The following is an 18,979-nucleotide window of genomic DNA, read 5'->3' as shown; positions in this document are numbered from 1 at the left end:
AAAAGTAGTATTAGTTGTGTTTAAAACCCTCTTTTTTGAAACCAGGATTCCAGGATCTTGTTAAATTCCATGGGATGTTCCATCATCGCTGCATGGCCACATTTATCAATCCAATAAAGATCCGAATCAGGAAGTAATCGATGAAATTCCTCAGCAACTTCAGGAGGTGTAACCGTATCATTTTTACCCCAAATAATACAGGTTGGTGTTTCCATATGCGGAAGATCTTTACCCATATTGTGCCGAATAGCACTCTTGGCAATAGCCAGGGTTTTTATCAATTTATTTCTATCGTTTACTGATTCGTAAACTTCATCCACAATTTCCTTGGTAGCTACGGCGGGATCGTAAAAAACTTCCTGGGCTTTCTTTTTGATCACCTCATAATCACTACGTTTGGTATAACCACCACCCATAGCACTTTCGTAAAGGCCGGAACTTCCCGTTATAACAAGTCCTTTAACTTTTTCGGGAAATAGTTTGGTGTGATAAAGCCCAATATGGCCTCCAAGAGAATTCCCCAACAATATCACTTCATCGAAACCTTTGAATTCTATAAAATCATGTAAGTATTTCGCGAAGCTTTTTACATTGGTCTTCAATAAAGACATTGAATAAATGGGCAATTCTGGAATGAGCACGTGGTAACCTTGATCACTGAAGTAATTAATTACCGAGTCAAAATTGCTCAGACCGCCCATTAATCCATGTAAAACAATTATTGGCGTTCCTTCGCCGGCTTCTACATAGCTATAGTTTTTTTCTTTCTTTAAAAGATGCGTCATCAATCAGTTAGTCTTTACTCAAAAAACAAATATAGTCAATTCAGATATATTTCAATCAAATAATTGGTTTACAAATATGACGTCCTTTTAACAGATAACTGTTAACAATTTCTATGAGTAAAAATAGCCGGGCTCAACTGTTTGATTCCTAGTATATCGCGGTTTTCATCAATTTATTTATGGTGAAAAATGATCGTTTCAACTAAAATTTATCAACAAAGTGGTATTTTGTGGTAAAATGTGGTAAATTTTTCAATATATTTGAATCATTAACACTTTAAGGCTGGCAAACCACTTGTGGATTTATTAACAGGAACATACGAATGCAAAGTAGATGCAAAGGGCAGACTCATGATGCCTGTGGCACTCAAAAAGCAACTATCTCCCATTTTACAGGATGGTTTTGTGTTGCGTCGTTCGGTATTTCAAAAATGTTTGGAATTATATCCCATGGGCGAATGGCAGGTGTTAATGCAAAAAATGAACAAGCTCAACCGCTTCAAGAAAAAGAACAACGATTTTATTCGTCGCTTTACAGCAGGTGTTAAAATGGTAGAGGTTGATGTAAACGGACGCTTACTTATTCCTAAAGATCTTACGGTGTTTGCCAGTATCACAAAAAATATTGTGGTGGCTTCGGCAATAAACATTATCGAGATCTGGGATAAGGATCTTTATGAACAAGCTATAGATGACGCCGCATTGGATTTTGCTGATCTGGCCGAAGAAGTAATGGGACAAGATGATGATGACGATGGAATATCATAATCCGGTACTACTTAAAGAGACTGTTGATGGTTTGAATATTAAGCCTGACGGAATTTATGTGGATGTAACTTTTGGCGGTGGCGGTCATAGTAAAGAAATATTGAAACGTCTTGGTGAAGGCGGAAAATTATTCGCTTTTGATCAGGATCTGGACGCTCTTGAAAATACTATTGATGACGATCGTTTTACACTGATCAATGAAAATTTCAGATTCTTAAAACGTTTTTTGAGGTTTTACGGTGTGAAACAAGTAGATGGAATTCTAGCTGATTTTGGTGTGTCTTCACATCAGTTTGATGTTGCCGAACGTGGTTTTTCAACACGCTTTGAAGCTAAATTGGATATGCGGATGAATCAGGAAAGCAAATTGTCTGCTTACAATGTCATAAATGATTATGAGGAAGCTGATCTAAAACGGGTGTTCTATCAATATGGCGAATTGCGATCTGCTCCGGCCATGGCCAGACTTATCGTAGCAGCAAGACAAGAACAACCCATTGAAACCTCGGAACAATTAAAGGCCGTATTAAAAAAGTTTTTGCCACCGCGGCATGAGAATAAAGTTCTGGCTCAGATATATCAGGCGATCCGTATTGAGGTAAATCAGGAGATCGAAGCCTTGAAAGAGTTCTTACAGCAAACACCTGAGGTTTTAGTAAAAGGCGGAAGACTGAGTGTCATTTCTTATCACTCGCTGGAAGATCGGTTGGTAAAACGTTTTATCAGAAATGGCTTGTTTGAAGGTGAACCGGTACGTGATGTATTTGGAAATTTTGAAGTACCTCTTAAAAAAGTAAATGGATTGATTGTGCCTTCGGCAGAAGAAATAAAAGAAAATAATAGAGCGCGAAGTGCTAAACTTCGCATAGCGGAAAAACTCTAAATGAAAAAAGGGATCTATAACATATTACGCGGAACATTTTTAGTGAGCGATGACTCCTTTAAAAATTGGCGTTTTATCATATTCCTATCTATTCTGGCGCTTATTATGATCGCAAGTTCGCATAGCGCCGATAAGAAAGTTTATGAGATAGCGCGCTTGAAAGAAGAGGTTAAGGAACTGCGATCGGCTTTTCTCGATGGACGATCCCGACTCATGAAATTAAAGATGGAATCGAACATCGTTCAGAAAATGAAAGACAAAGGCTTATCGCCCTCAGAGATTCCGCCCAAAAGAATAATCGTTAAATCAAAACAATAAACCAAACCCTTGGCAGTAAACGAAAAAGGCATATTAAACCGATTGTATTTTATAGCAGGCTGTATGTTTGTCTTCGGTTTAGCGGTAATTTTCAAGCTGGTTAATATTCAGTTCCTGCAAGGCGATAAGTATCGCGCTATGGTGGAACAAACGGATATTAAAAACGTGACCATTCCGGCCAATCGCGGCAACCTGTATGCTTCTGACGGTAGCCTGTTGGCAACGTCGATACCAAAATATGACATCGCTATCGATCCTGTAGTTTCCTCTACCGATCTTTTCGAAATGAACATCAGAGGGTTGTGTGATTCGCTTTCTGATTATAGCGGCAAAGCTTCGAAATATTTTGAAAGAAAAATTCGTAAAGCCCGCGCTAATAAGAACCAATATGTGCTTTTGGAACGAAATTTAAGTTACTCTGATTATTTGCGTATCAGAAACTTTCCATTATTGAATCGTGGAGCAATCCCCGGAGGACTCATTGTTCAGCAAACTACCAAACGAGAATATCCCATGGGAGCCATGGCACGACGAACCATTGGTTATGAGCGTGAAGACGACGACGGTAATGTAACCCGTCCCGGAATTGATGGTGCCTTTGGTGTAAAATATTTGAGTGGTACCGATGGAAAGCGTTGGATGCAAAAAATTGGTCCGAACAAATGGAAACCACTTACTGATTATAACCAGGTGGAACCTCAGGATGGCTATGATGTTTATACAACTATTGATGTAAATATTCAGGATATCGCACATCATGCCTTATTAGAACAACTCGATAAATACGAAGCGGATCATGGTTGTGTGGTAGTGATGGAAACTAAGACCGGCGAGATTAAAGCGATCTCTAATTTGGGTAGAAATAAAAACGGACTGTACTATGAGCGTTTAAATTATGCAGTAGGAGAGAGCCAGGAGCCCGGTTCTACCTTTAAAACCATTGCTTTAATGGCTGCTTTGGAAGATAAAGTAGTAGATACATCTACCGTGGTTGATACCGGAAAAGGCTATAAAGTGTTTTATGGACGCCCTGTAAGAGATACACATGGTAATGGAAAAATTTCGGCAGCACGTGTGTTGGAAGAATCTTCGAATGTGGGTATGGCTACCATAATTGATGATGCATATTCCAAAACACCCAATAAATTCATAAATCATTTAAAGGATTGGCATTTAAATGATCCTTTAGGTTTACCAATTATTGGTGAAGGTAAACCAGAAATACCAGAACCTGGAGATAAAATATGGAGTAAAAATGCTTTACCATCTATTGCCTATGGTTACAATTTAAAATTAACACCATTACAAATCTTAACCTTTTACAATGCGATAGCGAATAATGGGGTGATGGTAAAACCACGCTTTATAAAAAAAGTGAAGGAACTCAATGATGAGGTTGAGACCATAGACAAGGAGGTTATAGATAATAAAATATGTTCTGATGAAACTTTAAAAGAGATCAGGGATATTTTAAAACATGTGGTAGAGCGTGGTACCGGAAAGTCCTTGTACTCGAAATATTTTTCTATGGCCGGTAAAACGGGCACGGCCAGAACAGAATATTGGATGAAAGACTGGAGCGAGAATAAGCGCTACATATCTTCGTTTACAGGGTATTTTCCTGCTGAAAACCCAAAGTATTCCTGCATCGTAGTGGTGTACAAACCAAGTGTTGAGAAAGGCTATTACGGCGCGGATGTGTCAGGGCCTGTTTTTAGAAAAATAGCACATAAGATTTTTATCGATACACCCAATATTGATGAGGTGGAATCTTTAGAGGTGAAAACAGCTGAAGCCGAAAAACAATATGAGCAGTATTACGATACTGCAAATAATTTCAAAACGGTAATGCCGGATCTCGTAGGCTTACCGGCTATGGATGCTGTCGCGCTTTTGGAAAATATGGATGTTCCGGTGAAGGTAAATCTTCAGGGCGGAGGTATTGTAAAAGAACAATCGGTTACAGCCTTTCAAAAATTAAAAAAGAATCAAACTGTTGTATTAAAAGCATCGTGATAGAACTTAAAGACATATTATATAAGGTTAACCTGAACGCTGTTAAAGGCGCTACCGGTATTTCGGTAAAGAACCTGCATTTCGACTCCAGAAAAGTGGAAAAAGGTGATGTGTTTGTGGCGGTTCGGGGTCAGGTAGCTGATGGTCATGATTATATTAATACGGCGATAAACAATGGCGCTCTTGCTATTGTATGTGAAACCTTACCTAAAGATCTGGAAACGGGAATAACATATGTTGAGGTAGAAGATTCCAGCAAAGCTTTGGCAATAATGGCCTCCAATTTTTATGGAAATCCTTCAGAGAATTTGAAACTGGTTGGTGTTACAGGAACTAACGGAAAAACAACTGTAGCAAGCCTTCTATATCAGTTGTTCAAAAAGGCCGGATTTAAGGTTGGTTTACTTTCTACCGTTAAGGTACTGATTGACAATAAAGAACTAAAAGCAACCCATACGACACCGGATTCCATTACCATCAATAGTCATTTAAAACAAATGAATGATGCAGGAGTAGAGTTTTGCTTTATGGAAGTGAGTTCGCATGGTATTCATCAAAACCGAACCTTGGGATTACACTTCGCCGGAGGTATATTTACCAATATTACGCACGATCATTTAGATTATCACAAAACCTTCGCGGAGTATCGAAATGTTAAAAAATCATTTTTTGATGGTTTACCTCCAAGCGCTTTTGCCTTAACAAATAGCGATGATAAAAATGGTTCCTTCATGCTTCAAAATACCAAAGCGAAGACATTTACTTATGGGTTAAAAAGTTATGCGGATTACAGAGCGCAGATATTAGAAAATCAATTAAGCGGGCTCTTACTTAAAGTGAACGATAGTGAGGTATGGACGCGACTTATCGGAAATTTTAATGCCTATAATATTCTTGCAGTTTATGGAACGGCTGAATTACTCGGACTTGGAAAAGAAGAGATCCTGCGATTGATAAGTGATCTGGAAACCGTTAGTGGCCGTTTTCAATATGTGATCTCCGATGATAAGATCACGGCTATTGTGGATTACGCACACACACCGGATGCCTTAAAAAATGTACTGGAAACAGTAAATAGTATCCGTACTAAGAACGAAACTTTGATAACTGTTGTGGGTTGTGGTGGTGATCGTGATAAAACCAAACGTCCGAAAATGGGACATATCGCTTCAGCTTTGAGTTCAAAAGTCATCTTTACTAGTGATAATCCAAGAACAGAAGACCCCGAAGCTATCCTGAGAGATATTGAGGCTGGCGTGGAACCCCAACATTTTAAAAAGACATTAACAATAACGGATAGACGTCAGGCGATCAAAACGGCTTGCCAAATGGCGAATCCGGAAGATATTATACTCATCGCCGGAAAAGGCCATGAGACCTATCAGGAGATCAATGGGGAACGCTTTGATTTCGATGATTTTAAGATCGTTCAAGAATTTTTAAAACAAATGCAAAAATAATGTTGTATTACCTATTCGAATATTTAGAAAAAGAATTTCAATTTCCGGGCGCCTCGCTTTTTGGCTTTATCAGTTTTAGAGCAGCTATGGCCATGATCTTGGCATTACTTATTTCTACGATTTATGGTAAACGCATCATTCGTTTTCTACAAAAAAAGCAAATGGGTGAAACCATTCGCGATCTCGGTTTGGAAGGTCAGGCTGAAAAAGCCGGAACTCCAACGATGGGTGGTCTCATTATTATTTTAGCCACGCTTATCCCTGTGGTTTTACTTTCAAAATTAGAGAACATCTATATCATCTTGCTTATCGTGACCACTTTATGGATGGGAGTTATTGGCTTCATGGATGATTATATCAAAAAATTCAAGAATGATAAAGAAGGTTTAAAAGGGCGTTTTAAAGTGATGGGTCAGGTGGTGCTCGGACTTATTGTAGGGTTAACGTTATTCTTCCACGAAGATGTGGTGATCAAGGAGAAATTACCTCAAGCGCAGCAACAAGAATTGTTGGAAAACAATCCCGAAATTTCGCCTTCCAAATTATTTAAAGTTGAAGAAACCAAATCAACAAAAACAACCATTCCTTTTGTAAAGAATAATGAGTTCGATTACTCGAAACTTATAACATGGATAAGTCCTGAACTTAAAAAATATTCCTGGGTGGTGTTCATTTTAATCGCCATTTTCATCATCACGGCCGTGTCGAACGGCGCCAATTTAACAGATGGTATAGATGGCCTGGCAGCCGGTTCCTCTGCTATTGTTGTACTGACACTTGGGATATTTACATTCGTCTCCGGTCGTATCGACTTTTCAGATTACCTGAACATCATGTACATCCCAAATGTGGGTGAGATCACCATTTACATTGCCGCTTTTGTAGGGGCGCTTATTGGATTTTTATGGTACAACGCCTTTCCGGCACAAGTATTTATGGGTGATACAGGGAGTTTAACCATTGGTGGCATTATTGCTGTGATCGCGATTGCAGTTCGTAAAGAATTACTAATTCCGGTGTTGTGCGGGATCTTCCTGGCGGAAAATCTTTCAGTGGTGATGCAGGTAAGTTGGTTTAAATACACTAAGAAAAAGTTTGGTGAAGGCAGACGCATTTTCAAAATGTCGCCTTTACATCATCATTATCAAAAATTGGGATATCACGAAAGTAAAATCGTAACCCGCTTTTGGATCGTGGGGATTTTACTGGCGATCCTATCGATAGTGACCTTAAAAATTAGGTAAACGATTAGTTTTCTCCGCTTTAGCGGAATTAAAAAAATATATAAATGAAGCGTTTAGTGGTACTTGGAGGCGGAGAAAGTGGTGTGGGAACGGCACTTTTAGGACAAGCGAAAGGCTACGACGTTTTTGTTTCCGATAAGGGAAAAATAAAAGATAAATACAAGCACGTTCTTGAACATAATGAGATTGCATGGGAGGAGGAACAGCATACGGAACCTAAGATTTTAAATGCTGATCTCGTGATGAAAAGCCCTGGTATTCCGGATAAAGTGCCAATGGTTCAAAAAATAAAGGAACACGGTATTCAAATTGTTTCTGAGATCGAATTTGCGGCGCGTTATACGGATGCGACCATAGTGGGCATTACCGGAAGTAATGGTAAAACCACAACGGCAACTTTAACGCATCATATTCTGAATCAGGAATTGAATGTAGGGTTGGCGGGTAACATCGGCGATAGTTTTGCGAAACAGGTTTTAGAAAAGGATTACGAAAACTATGTTTTGGAGATTAGTAGTTTTCAGTTGGATGACATTGTTGATTTTAAACCAAAAATTGCCGTGTTGCTAAACATCACACCAGATCATTTAGATCGCTATGATTACAAATTTGAAAATTATATCGCATCTAAATTCCGAATTGCAGAGAATCAAACGAAAGATGATTTTTTCATTTATGATGCCGATGATCCGGTAATCGTAAAACATTTGGAAGATCACCCCGTACAATCAACATTATTGCCTTTTTCATTAAAAAAAATAATAGAACAAGGCGCGTGTATTGAAAATGAAAATATAAAAATAACAATCAATAATAGCCAATTAATTATGCCAACAAGCAACGTTACACTAGAAGGACAGCACAACCTTAAAAATGCCATGGCCGCATCAACTGTGGCTCATTTACTTAAAATTCGAAAGCAGACTATTCGAGAGAGTTTAGAAAACTTTCACGGGGTTGAGCATCGTCTGGAAAATGTACTAAAAATAAACAGAGTACAATACATCAACGACTCTAAGGCAACCAACGTCAATGCTACTTACTATGCTTTAGAAAGTATGGATGCACCAACGGTTTGGATTGTGGGCGGTGTTGATAAAGGAAATAATTATGAAGAATTATTTCCATTTATTAATGAAAAAGTAAAAGCAATTATTTGTCTTGGTGTTGATAACGAAAAATTGATGGACACTTTTGGTGGAATGGTAGATGTTATGGTGGAAACTCAATTTATGAGTGAAGCTGTAAAGATTGCTTACAAGATTGCTGAAGCTGGCGATAATGTACTGCTTTCACCTGCTTGTGCCAGTTTCGACCTGTTTGAAAATTATGAAGACCGAGGTCGTCAATTCAAAGAAGCTGTAAGGAACCTTTAAAAAATTACAATAAATGCAAACCGTATTTAAAAACATAAAAGGCGACCGATTAATCTGGGCTATTGTAGCGCTGTTGGCTATTTTGTCGTTTTTGCCTGTTTATAGTGCGGCCAGCGATTTGGCATACAGCCGTTACGACGGCAACACGTTTATTGCCTTCTTAAAACATTTCATGCATTTATTTCTGGGCTTTTCCATAATGTATATGGTACATAAAATTCCATACCGGTACTTTAAAGGCTTATCACTCATAATGATTCCCGTAGTTTTAGTTTTGTTAGTTATCACCATGTTACAGGGAACCGTTATGGGTGGTGCCAGTGCCAGCCGTTGGATCAAAATACCCATCGTTGGAATGACCTTCCAAACGTCAACTTTAGCATCCGTAGTTTTGATGGTTTATGTGGCGCGGTACATGTCAAAAATAAAGGATAAACCCATCACATTCAAAGGAACACTATTGCCCTTGTGGTGTCCGGTTTTTTTGGTTCTGGGATTAATATTACCATCCAACTTTTCAACAGCAGCTATCATCTTTTTAATGGTTACAATCCTGGTATTCTTAGCCGGATATCCAATACGTTATTTAGCGGTAATTCTGGGTTCAGGTCTGGTAGCTTTGATGTTTTTTGTAATGGTAGCAAAATTAACTACCGGCCCATTAAACGTAAAGGTTACTACCTGGGAAAACCGAATTAAAAATTATGCGAATCACGAGGATACGGAAGCTGATTATCAAATAGAAAAAGCCAAAATAGCGATTGCCTCCGGTGAAATTTGGGGAAAAGGACCGGGAAAGAGCATTCAGAAACATGCCTTACCACAGTCGTCATCCGATTTTATTTTCGCCATAATCATTGAAGAATATGGTTTACTTGGCGGGTTAACCATCATGATTTTATATATGTGGTTGTTATTTCGTGTAGTGATTGTGGCGCAAAAGGCCGATACCATGTTTGGAAAATTATTAGTGTTGGGTGTTGGATTGCCTATAGTATTTCAGGCCATGATCAATATGGCAGTTGCCGTAGAATTGTTTCCGGTAACGGGACAAACCCTGCCATTAATTAGTAGTGGAGGTACCTCTATTTGGATGACCTGCCTGGCCCTGGGTATTATTTTAAGTGTTAGCGCGAAGCGCGAAGAGATAAAGGAACGTGAATTACAAGAGGAAAATCCTCTGGAAATTTTATCGGAAGCCATTTAATGAGTCATTATAAAGTCATATTATCAGGAGGGGGAACCGGCGGACATATTTATCCGGCGATCGCCATTGCTAACGAAATAAAATCGCGTTACCCTGATGCTGAGTTTTTGTTTGTTGGAGCAAAGGATCGTATGGAAATGGAAAAAGTGCCGCAATCCGGTTATGAAATAAAAGGGTTGTGGATTTCGGGTATCCAACGAAAACTTACTTTAAAAAACTTAATGTTTCCTTTTAAGTTGATCAGTAGTTTATGGAAGGCTAATAAAATTGTTAAGGAATTCAAACCTGATGTAGCCATCGGAACTGGTGGTTTTGCTAGTGGTCCCTTGTTATACGTGGCCAATGTGAAACACATCCCCACACTTATTCAGGAACAAAATTCTTATCCGGGTATAACAAATAAACTGTTGGCAAAAAAAGCGAATAAAATTTGTGTGGCTTATGACAATTTGGAGCGGTTTTTTCCAAAGGAGAAACTCATAAAAACGGGTAATCCTGTTCGTAAAACGTTGTTGTCGGTATCTGATAAATTAGTAGAAGCAAAGGATGCCTTTAAGTTAAAACATGGAAAATATACGGTTTTGGTCGTTGGTGGTAGTTTAGGTGCGCGCCGCATCAATGAACTCATAGAGAAAGAACTGGATTTTTTCGACACCCATAATGTACAACTCATTTGGCAGTGCGGGAAACTGTACTACCAGCAGTATAAAATGTATAACCACGTAAATAACGTTCAGGTATATGAGTTTTTAAATAACATGGATCTGGCATACGCTGCAGCAGATATTATTATTTCAAGAGCAGGAGCAAGTTCAGTGTCTGAGCTATGCATCGTTGGTAAACCGGTGATTTTTATTCCGTCTCCTAACGTCGCGGAAGATCATCAAACCAAAAATGCCATGGCGCTGGTTAAAAATGATGCAGCAGTAATTATTAAAGAAGAAGATCTGGATGCCGATTTTGAAAATAAATTCGGCAACCTCATTCAATCTCCGGAAAAACAAAAATCTTTAGGGATTAATATTAAAAAGTTGGCTTTGGCGAATGCCACGAAAGATATAGTAAACGAAGTAGAGAAATTATTGAAAGCTAAAAAATGAATCTTGACACCATACATAGAGTTTATTTTGTAGGCATCGGAGGTATCGGTATGAGTGCTCTGGCGCGGTATTTTCACGAAAAGGGAATGCTGGTGGCAGGTTATGATAAAACGCCAAGTCTGATTACCGAAGCTTTGATGGATCTTGGTATTGATATTCATTTTGAGGACAATTTGAATTTAGTTGACAAAGTCTTTTTGAACGCGAAGAATACCTTAATTGTTTACACGCCGGCAATTCCTAAAAATCATGCCGAATTAACCTATTTCCAAACGCATGAATTTGAGGTGTTGAAACGCTCTGAAGTGCTGGGTGTTATTACTCAAAACACGTTTTGTTTTGCTGTTGCCGGAACGCATGGTAAAACAACAACAACCAGCATATTAGCGCACTTGCTGGCTGAATGCCATGTGCCTGTTACCGCTTTTCTTGGAGGCATCAGTGAAAATTACAATTCGAATTTAATATTAAAAGGAACTGAAGTTTCGGTTGTTGAAGCCGATGAATTCGATCGCTCGTTTTTACGACTTTCGCCCAATGTGGCTTGCATCACTTCCATGGATGCCGATCATTTGGATATTTATGGTGATGCTTCTGAACTGGTAAAATCCTTTAATGATTTTGCGAAAAAAGTAAAGCCAAATGGTGTCTTGTTTGTGAAAAATGGATTGCCTATCAACGGAATTACTTATGGTATTGAAGACGATTCAGATTACAGTGTTCAAAATATTAAAATTAAAAAAGGAACTTATGTTTTCGATGTAAAAACACCGGAAACGATCCTTAAAAACATAGAGTTTAGCCTACCCGGTCGGCATAATTTGTCGAATGCACTAATAGCCTTGGCGATGGCTGTTTATTACGGTTGCCCACACCAACAGCTCGCCAATGCTTTAGGCTCTTTTAAAGGCGTTAAGCGACGTTTTACGTATCAGATAAAGACTAATAATTTGGTTTATATCGATGATTATGCGCATCATCCGGAAGAAATTAATGCCGTCTATCAGGCCGTTCGGGAGATGTATCCCGGCCAAAAAGTATTGGCTATTTTTCAACCGCATTTGTTTTCCCGAACTCGGGATTTTGCTGATGATTTTGCCAATAGTTTAGCCCAGTTTGATGCGGTTATCCTTTTAGATATTTATCCCGCAAGAGAGTTGCCTATTGAAGGTGTGACTTCAGAGTGGCTCCTGGGAAAAATAGAAAATGACAATAAACAACTTGTAGCCAAAAATGATTTGGTACAAGCAGTTAAGAACCGTCCTGAAAAAGTGATCATTACTATTGGAGCGGGAGATATAGGAGAAGAAGTTAAACATTTAAAAAAAGAATTAGAGCTTGCGATTTAATTGGAATAACATACGGTTAGTGTTGCTTTTTGGTTTGATGATTTTTTTGTTTGCCTTTGCCTCAAACAGAAATGGTGCCCGATTAGTGAAGGATACCAGAGTAACTTTTACAAGTGAAAACAATCTGTTTATTACACATGAGAATGTTAGTAAATTGTTAATACAAAATTATGGTAGTCTTAAAAATGTACCCAAAGATATTTTAGATTTGAATCATTTAGAGAATGCCCTGAAATCTAATCCCATGATCAAATCTGCTGAAGTTTATCTCGCTATCGACGGTACACTTTACGCTGAAGTTGCGCAAAAAAACCCGATAGCAAGAGTGAGTACTACTGCGTCGTATTATGTTGATGATCAAGGTAATTATATGCCCTTATCAACTAATTATTCCGCCAGGGTACCACTCATTACTGGTTATGTTGAGAAAAATTATTTAGATGACGTCTACCAAGTTGCCGATAAAGTAAGAAAGGATGCGTTTCTAAAAACGAATGTCATTGAAATACATCAGGATAGGGATCACCAGATTGCCTTAAAATTAAGAGCATGTAAATTTTCAGTGCAGTTAGGAAGAGCAATGTATTTAGACAAAAAAATTAATAACCTGAAAGCGTTTTATCAAAAGAATTTAAAGGATGAAACCTTGAATCAATATAGCATGGTTAACTTAAAATTTGATAACCAGGTGGTATGTACCAAATTATAAACTATGGAACATAATTTAGCAGTAGGATTAGACATAGGAACCACAAAGATCGTGGCCATGATAGGCCGTAGAAATGAATATGGCAAACTAGAAATTTTAGGCCTTGGAAAATCTAAGAGTCTTGGTGTTCATCGTGGCGTGGTTAACAACATAACCCAAACCATACAATCGATTCAACAGGCGGTTCAGGAAGCTGAAGCTGCTGCCGATGTGAAGATTGAACAGGTTACCGTGGGTATTGCTGGTCAACACATCAGAAGTTTACAGCATAGTGATTATATCACACGTCCAAATTCTGAAACCGTTATCGATGAGGATGATATTGAACGTCTCATCAATCAGGTACATAAGCTAGTCATGTTGCCCGGTGAAGAGATCATTCATGTATTACCTCAAGAATACAAAGTAGATGGTCAGGCTGAAATAAAAGAGCCCATAGGAATGTATGGCGGTCGTCTTGAAGCGAATTTCCATGTAGTTGTTGGTCAGGTTTCTTCTATAAGAAATATTGGTCGTTGTGTGCAAAGTGCGGGGTTAAATTTAGAAGGCATTACACTAGAACCACTGGCATCAGCTAATGCGGTGCTCAGTCAGGAAGAAAAAGAAGCGGGTGTAGCATTAATTGATATTGGTGGCGGTACAACGGATCTGGCCATTTTCAGAGATGGTATTATTCGCCATACGGCTGTTATTCCTTTCGGAGGTAACGTCATTACAGAAGATATTAAGGAAGGATGTTCCATTATAGAAAAACAAGCGGAACTCCTTAAAATAAAATTTGGTTCGGCATGGCCGGGTGAAAATAAAGACAATGAAATTGTTTCTATTCCCGGACTTCGTGGTCGTGAGCCTAAAGAGATCACTTTAAAAAATCTGTCTAAAATAATTCACGCCCGAGTTGTGGAGATCATTGAACAGGTTTACGTGGAGATCAAAAATTATGGTCACGAGGAACAAAAGAAAAAATTAATTGCCGGGATCGTTTTAACCGGAGGAGGAAGCCAGTTAAAACACCTAAAGCAGTTGGTAGAGTATATCACCGGAATGGATACCAGAATTGGCTATCCGAACGAACATTTGGCAGGTGACAGCGATGAAGAAGTGACCAGTCCTTTATTCGCTACAGCTGTTGGACTCGTTTTAGACGGATTAAAGCGTCAGGAACGCAAAAAAGTAGAAGAGGCTCAGGCAGAAGCTATAGAGAATGAGGAGGATGTTGCTGAGGAAACGCCTAAAGAACGGGAGCGTAAAGTGCGCCGGTCTTTTTTAGACAAATTAACTGAAAGCGTAAAGGATTTTTTAGATAACGCCGAGTAGGTTTCAACATCAATTAAAAAGAATAAATCAACAAAATAGAACCACACAAAAAACTAGAATTTATGAGCAGCAATAAAGAATTCGATAGTATATCGTTTGATTTACCTAAGAACCAATCAAATGTTATAAAAGTGATTGGTGTTGGCGGTGGCGGCAGCAATGCCATTAACCATATGTTTCAACAAGGTATTAAAGGCGTAGATTTTTATGTCTGTAACACGGATGCACAAGCGCTTCAAAATAGTGGCGTGCCAAATAAGATTCAATTAGGGGTTAACCTAACGGAAGGATTGGGTGCGGGAGCAAATCCTGAGATCGGGGAGCAAGCGGCTGTAGAAAGTTTTGATGAAATTTCTCAAATGCTGGACACCAATACTAAAATGGTGTTCATAACGGCAGGAATGGGAGGTGGAACCGGTACAGGTGCTGCGCCGATAATTGCTAAAATGGCTAAGGAAAAAGATATCCTTACCGTTGGTATTGTCACGATGCCTTTTGCTTTTGAAGGTAAAATGCGTATTGAGCAATCTCAAAAAGGTATAGAAAAAATAAGAAATGTGGTCGATTCGTTAATTGTAATTAATAACAACAAACTTCGTGAGGTTTACGGAAACCTGGGTTTCAAAGCCGGGTTCTCTAAGGCTGATGAAGTATTATCTACTGCTGCTCGTGGTATTGCCGAGGTTATTACACATCACTACACTCAAAATATCGATTTACGCGATGCAAAAACTGTATTAAGTAATAGTGGTACCGCCATAATGGGATCCGCTCTGGCGTCAGGTCAGAACCGTGCTCAGGATGCGATTCAAAAAGCTTTGGATTCACCACTATTGAATGATAACAAAATTACCGGAGCCAAGAACGTGTTGCTGCTTATCGTTTCTGGCTCTCATGAAATTACTATTGATGAAATTGGAGAGATCAACGATCATATTCAGAATGAAGCCGGTCATGGTGCAAATATCATTATGGGTGTTGGTGAAGATGAATCTTTGGAAGAGTCCATCGCTGTTACCATTATAGCCACCGGATTCAATATAGAGCAACAGGACGAAATTTCGAATACCGAGGCAAAACGTGTTATTCACTCTTTAGAAGATCATGAAGAAATAAAAGCTCAGGATGCCGAGCCTGTAATTATATCACCGGTGATCGAAATGGAGAAAAAGGATGAACCGGAGGTTATAAAACACACGCTTGATTTAGATAATGATGAGATTCAAGAAGAAGAAGAAATAACATCAAAATCTTCAATGGAAGAGGATGAAGATGCTATGATTAAAACTACAGACGAATTAAAAAATATGTCTGTAGAATACGAAGAAATTATTGGACATTTTGAAGAAGAGGATGACGACTTTATCATCAAGCCGGTAACAAAAATGGAGGATGAAACCAAAGAAACTACTAATGATATAGAGGAAGAACAGCAAATAACTTTAACTTTTGATTTGCCATTAACTCCAAAGGAAACCTTTAAAAATGAAAAATCTGAGGATACCGTAAAACACGAATTAGATGACGACATCAAAAAAATTTATGTTAATGATTATGTAGAGTTGATACCTGTTACCGAGACCAGTGAAAATGGAGATGTTCGCTATGCGCTGGATGATTATTTAGAATTAGAATCTTCATTAAATAATAAGAAAAATTCCGGAAAAGAAGTCGTTGAAGAGGTGGATCAAGAGGTTGTTTTTGAGAAGAAAATTCTAAAGTCAGAACCTAAACAAGAGGAAGATCAGGGAGAAGAGGTAGACCCAATGAATTCGCCAATCTCCGCCATGTTGAAAGAGCGGGCAGAAGAACGCCGTCGCAAAATGAAGGATTTCAATTATAAATTCAATTCCGCAAAAATTGATGATATCGAAAAGATCCCGGCCTATAAACGTCAGGGTGTAGATCTGGAAGCCTCTAAGCATTCCTCGGAAACTGATATTTCCAGAACGAGTATAGGAACCGATGATAATGATGATATTCAATTAAGATCTAACAATTCGTTTTTACACGATAATGTGGACTAATATTCAGTATACGTACTAACCTTACTTTAGTTATGAACCCGAAAAGTCTCCCTCAACTTTTCGGGTTTTTTCATGAATTTCAATTAAAAAATTGAAATTCATGCTTCATTGCAGCAATCTATTTTTTATCTTCGCAAACGGTATTAAAACGCATGCGATGAGTTTACAAGATGATGTGATGACGGCCCTTAAAACGGCAATGAAATCGAAGGATCAAACGGCGCTTACTGCCTTAAGAGCAGTAAAATCGGCTATTCTATTGGCTAAAACAGAAGTTGGCCATCAGGAGGATCTTACGGAAGAACAAGAGCTTAAAATTCTTCAAAAACAAGTGAAACAGCGCAAAGATAGCGCAGAACTATACATGGATCAGGGGCGAGAAGATCTCGCTGCTCCGGAGTTAGCTGAAGCTGAAATTATCAGTCAGTTTTTACCGGAAGCTTTAAGTGAAGAAGCAATTGAAAAAGTGGTAAGCGATACCATTGCCAGTGTTGGTGCAGAAGGCATGAAAGATATGGGTAAGGTAATGGGCATTGTAAGTAAAAAATTAGCAGGCCAGGCTGACGGCAAAACGATTTCAACAATCGTAAAGAAAAAGTTAGCATAAAACATAATTAACGGCCCCGTGGCGCAACTGAATAGCGCATCAGATTTCGGCTCTGAGGGTTGCAGGTTTGAATCCTGCCGGGGTCACTCGAGCGGAGAATTTGTCAAAATTGATAGGTTCTCCGTTTTTAATTTTATTCAAATCATTGGATATACTTGGGATAACAGCGAAAAGTGAATTCACTCTTTTGGTTTGAACTTTGTCATTTTGCTTGTCATAACCCAAACCGGATGGGAAGACCAGTTTTTGAATTTTCTTTTTCTGTATCAAATCCCCGGAAGTCCATATTTCTTTAAGGTTTGAAGATATTTTCAGGGCTTTTTCAATCGCAATTTCGAAGTTTGAACTCGAAATCGAGGAATCGCCTAACTGAGACTCTAATTCCTTTAATTCTTTATCGTATTTAGGTTTGAATTTTTGGTAAATATCCTGGGTAATTTCACCTATGGCAAATCGCTCTTCTATGGCGTCAAGTTTAGATTTAGTCTCTGTAATTTGTTTTTTGACATTTTTTTCGTTCTCTCGCAATTCCTTTGTTATGTCGTCATAAACATAAGTCATCACATCTTTTATAACATCTTTATATTTTGAATCAATCTGAAAGTTGTCAAGAGCGTTTTTAAAGGTTTTATGTAATTGCTTTGCAGACTTGGTGCAAGAACACCCTTTATTACGGCATTTGTAATAATACAGGCCTTTTCGTTTAACCAGAAAACCGGTTAAAGGCGTATTGCAGTTTTCACAATAAATAAATCGCTTTAAAGGCAAATTAACATCATCTGATTTGTGAGTTTTAGGATGAGGAGAATCACTAGAATTAATCGTTAAGAAATCTTCTTTTGATACAAGAGGTTCATGCTTTCCTAGGTTAATTTCTCCTGGAAGCATATTGCTTATTAATATACCGCAGTAAAAAGGATTTTTAAAAATTTCATGAAGGCGTTTTTCATTAATTTTCATTCCAGCTAAATTTAGCTTTCTGACAATTTCTGCATTTGAATAAGTTCCTTGAACCTTCCATTTAAAAGCTTTTTTAAGGAGTTTTCCTTTGTTGTCAATAACGATCTCCCAATCTACAGCTTTGTGATATTTCTTTTTGTTTATGTACCCTAGAGGAGGCGTCCATAACCAATAGCCTTTTCTGATAAGGTCGCTCATGGCAGTTATTGTCTTATCTTTTCGAAGTTCATTATCAAACTGACTGAACATGAAAAATAGGTTTTGTTGAAACTTTCCGGAAGGAGAGGTTGAATCAACATCTTGAGTCACCGCTTTTACCTGAACACCTTGAAGAAGTAATTCATGACTAATTTGCGCTGCACTAGAACCTGTTCTTGAAAATCGGTCATAAGAATAAACAATGATATACCCANAGCGTAGTTCTCGCAGTATTTCTTTTGAGTTTCCAGACTAGTGTTAGTATCAGCCTGTTCTTTAGTTGAAACACGCGTATATATGATCGCATTTTTATTACTCCCGAAAGTCTTTTTCTCCGGGCTAAAACGTTTAAATTTTTCAAGATTATCCATAGCGGATTTATTTTAATGAATGTAGTATGATCAAACAGTAATTTTCAATGGAACTAATGAGTTCATCGATATCCTGGTTTGGTTCGCATATAGTTTTTAATTTTTTCCTTACCTCTTGTCGTTTTTCAAGGGTTTTAAGGTCATTGGTGTTTAAATTATTAAATTCACCATGGGTATCGTTAACTCGACTTTTTGGTTCTGAATTCTGATTTTTTGTTTGGCCCATTCCTTGTCAGGATTAAAACGGGCTGCTTTTCCAGGAACCATTTGTGTTCTACATGTAT

17 protein-coding genes and 1 tRNA gene are annotated in these 18,979 nt (G+C 38.3%); 15 read left to right on the top strand and 3 right to left on the bottom strand.

Features of this window, described 5'->3' with window-relative positions:
• Positions 1-20: 20 nt before the first annotated feature.
• Positions 21-785 (bottom strand): alpha/beta fold hydrolase, encoded by a 765-nt coding sequence (locus ABD682_RS14520; RefSeq protein WP_344742347.1) that lies wholly within the window; start codon positions 783-785, stop codon positions 21-23.
• Between the two features lie 297 nt (positions 786-1,082).
• On the opposite strand from ABD682_RS14520, the gene mraZ reads away from it, so the two are divergent.
• The 15 genes from mraZ to ABD682_RS14445 all read left to right on the top strand — a co-directional run bounded on the left by mraZ (position 1,083) and on the right by ABD682_RS14445 (position 17,252).
• Positions 1,083-1,553, top strand: a complete 471-nt coding sequence (mraZ, locus tag ABD682_RS14515) for a division/cell wall cluster transcriptional repressor MraZ (RefSeq protein ID WP_344742346.1) — start codon at positions 1,083-1,085, stop codon at positions 1,551-1,553.
• The gene (gene rsmH, locus ABD682_RS14510; protein WP_344742345.1) at positions 1,540-2,436 is read left to right on the top strand and encodes a 16S rRNA (cytosine(1402)-N(4))-methyltransferase RsmH; all 897 of its coding nucleotides are present in this window, start codon (positions 1,540-1,542) and stop codon (positions 2,434-2,436) included. The genes mraZ and rsmH overlap by 14 nt, the downstream gene beginning before the upstream one ends.
• Complete coding sequence (locus ABD682_RS14505; RefSeq protein WP_344742344.1) at positions 2,437-2,754, top strand: FtsL-like putative cell division protein; 318 nt, start codon at positions 2,437-2,439, stop codon at positions 2,752-2,754.
• Positions 2,755-2,817: 63 nt separating this feature from the next.
• Positions 2,818-4,770, top strand: a complete 1,953-nt coding sequence (locus ABD682_RS14500; RefSeq protein ID WP_344742384.1) for a penicillin-binding protein — start codon at positions 2,818-2,820, stop codon at positions 4,768-4,770.
• The gene (locus ABD682_RS14495) at positions 4,767-6,230 is read left to right on the top strand and encodes a UDP-N-acetylmuramoyl-L-alanyl-D-glutamate--2,6-diaminopimelate ligase (RefSeq protein WP_344742343.1); all 1,464 of its coding nucleotides are present in this window, start codon (positions 4,767-4,769) and stop codon (positions 6,228-6,230) included. The genes ABD682_RS14500 and ABD682_RS14495 overlap by 4 nt, the downstream gene beginning before the upstream one ends.
• Positions 6,230-7,474, top strand: coding sequence for a phospho-N-acetylmuramoyl-pentapeptide-transferase (mraY, locus tag ABD682_RS14490; RefSeq protein WP_344742341.1), 1,245 nt, complete (start codon positions 6,230-6,232; stop codon positions 7,472-7,474). Before ABD682_RS14495 ends, mraY begins: the two co-directional genes overlap by 1 nt.
• Before the next feature lie 44 nt (positions 7,475-7,518).
• The gene (murD, locus tag ABD682_RS14485) at positions 7,519-8,850 is read left to right on the top strand and encodes a UDP-N-acetylmuramoyl-L-alanine--D-glutamate ligase (protein WP_344742340.1); all 1,332 of its coding nucleotides are present in this window, start codon (positions 7,519-7,521) and stop codon (positions 8,848-8,850) included.
• Between the two features lie 13 nt (positions 8,851-8,863).
• Positions 8,864-10,057, top strand: a complete 1,194-nt coding sequence (locus ABD682_RS14480) for an FtsW/RodA/SpoVE family cell cycle protein (protein WP_344742338.1) — start codon at positions 8,864-8,866, stop codon at positions 10,055-10,057.
• Positions 10,057-11,157 (top strand): undecaprenyldiphospho-muramoylpentapeptide beta-N-acetylglucosaminyltransferase, encoded by a 1,101-nt coding sequence (murG, locus tag ABD682_RS14475; RefSeq protein WP_344742337.1) that lies wholly within the window; start codon positions 10,057-10,059, stop codon positions 11,155-11,157. The genes ABD682_RS14480 and murG overlap by 1 nt, the downstream gene beginning before the upstream one ends.
• Positions 11,154-12,506, top strand: coding sequence for a UDP-N-acetylmuramate--L-alanine ligase (gene murC, locus ABD682_RS14470; protein ID WP_344742334.1), 1,353 nt, complete (start codon positions 11,154-11,156; stop codon positions 12,504-12,506). Before murG ends, murC begins: the two co-directional genes overlap by 4 nt.
• The gene (locus ABD682_RS14465) at positions 12,496-13,215 is read left to right on the top strand and encodes a cell division protein FtsQ/DivIB (protein ID WP_344742332.1); all 720 of its coding nucleotides are present in this window, start codon (positions 12,496-12,498) and stop codon (positions 13,213-13,215) included. Before murC ends, ABD682_RS14465 begins: the two co-directional genes overlap by 11 nt.
• Before the next feature lie 3 nt (positions 13,216-13,218).
• Complete coding sequence (gene ftsA / locus ABD682_RS14460) at positions 13,219-14,532, top strand: cell division protein FtsA (protein WP_344742330.1); 1,314 nt, start codon at positions 13,219-13,221, stop codon at positions 14,530-14,532.
• 62 nt (positions 14,533-14,594) lie between these two features.
• Positions 14,595-16,559: a cell division protein FtsZ gene (ftsZ, locus tag ABD682_RS14455; protein ID WP_344742327.1), complete on the top strand. Its 1,965-nt coding sequence runs from the start codon at positions 14,595-14,597 to the stop codon at positions 16,557-16,559.
• Positions 16,560-16,716: 157 nt separating this feature from the next.
• Positions 16,717-17,166 (top strand): GatB/YqeY domain-containing protein, encoded by a 450-nt coding sequence (locus ABD682_RS14450; protein WP_344742324.1) that lies wholly within the window; start codon positions 16,717-16,719, stop codon positions 17,164-17,166.
• Between the two features lie 12 nt (positions 17,167-17,178).
• A tRNA-Arg gene (locus ABD682_RS14445) sits at positions 17,179-17,252 on the top strand.
• Here the strand turns inward: ABD682_RS14445 and ABD682_RS14710 are convergent.
• A complete protein-coding gene (locus tag ABD682_RS14710) occupies positions 17,206-18,528 on the bottom strand; it encodes a recombinase family protein (RefSeq protein WP_425552829.1) in 1,323 nt (440 codons plus the stop codon). The genes ABD682_RS14445 and ABD682_RS14710 overlap by 47 nt on opposite strands.
• Before the next feature lie 174 nt (positions 18,529-18,702).
• Positions 18,703-18,921, bottom strand: coding sequence for a hypothetical protein (locus tag ABD682_RS14440; RefSeq protein WP_344742321.1), 219 nt, complete (start codon positions 18,919-18,921; stop codon positions 18,703-18,705).
• Positions 18,922-18,979: the final 58 nt, after the last annotated feature.

The sequence above is a fragment of the Gaetbulibacter aestuarii genome, from assembly GCF_039537665.1.
Classification (GTDB): Bacteria; Bacteroidota; Bacteroidia; order Flavobacteriales; family Flavobacteriaceae; genus Gaetbulibacter_A; species Gaetbulibacter_A aestuarii.
The sequence above is the reverse complement of the archived record's forward strand: the minus strand, read 5'-3'. Positions and strand labels throughout refer to the sequence as shown.

Bases quoted from the DNA above. Each gene is read 5' to 3' on its own strand.
- ABD682_RS14520 (WP_344742347.1), bottom strand. From the start codon at position 785: ATGACGCATCTTTTAAAGAAAGAAAAAAACTATAGCTATGTAGAAGCC.
- rsmH (WP_344742345.1), top strand. From the start codon at position 1,540: ATGGAATATCATAATCCGGTACTACTTAAAGAGACTGTTGATGGTTTG.
- ABD682_RS14505 (WP_344742344.1), top strand. From the start codon at position 2,437: ATGAAAAAAGGGATCTATAACATATTACGCGGAACATTTTTAGTGAGC.
- ABD682_RS14500 (WP_344742384.1), top strand. From the start codon at position 2,818: ATGTTTGTCTTCGGTTTAGCGGTAATTTTCAAGCTGGTTAATATTCAG.
- mraY (WP_344742341.1), top strand. From the start codon at position 6,230: ATGTTGTATTACCTATTCGAATATTTAGAAAAAGAATTTCAATTTCCG.
- murD (WP_344742340.1), top strand. From the start codon at position 7,519: ATGAAGCGTTTAGTGGTACTTGGAGGCGGAGAAAGTGGTGTGGGAACG.
- ABD682_RS14480 (WP_344742338.1), top strand. From the start codon at position 8,864: ATGCAAACCGTATTTAAAAACATAAAAGGCGACCGATTAATCTGGGCT.
- murG (WP_344742337.1), top strand. From the start codon at position 10,057: ATGAGTCATTATAAAGTCATATTATCAGGAGGGGGAACCGGCGGACAT.
- murC (WP_344742334.1), top strand. From the start codon at position 11,154: ATGAATCTTGACACCATACATAGAGTTTATTTTGTAGGCATCGGAGGT.
- ftsA (WP_344742330.1), top strand. From the start codon at position 13,219: ATGGAACATAATTTAGCAGTAGGATTAGACATAGGAACCACAAAGATC.
- ftsZ (WP_344742327.1), top strand. From the start codon at position 14,595: ATGAGCAGCAATAAAGAATTCGATAGTATATCGTTTGATTTACCTAAG.
- ABD682_RS14450 (WP_344742324.1), top strand. From the start codon at position 16,717: ATGAGTTTACAAGATGATGTGATGACGGCCCTTAAAACGGCAATGAAA.
- ABD682_RS14440 (WP_344742321.1), bottom strand. From the start codon at position 18,921: ATGGGCCAAACAAAAAATCAGAATTCAGAACCAAAAAGTCGAGTTAAC.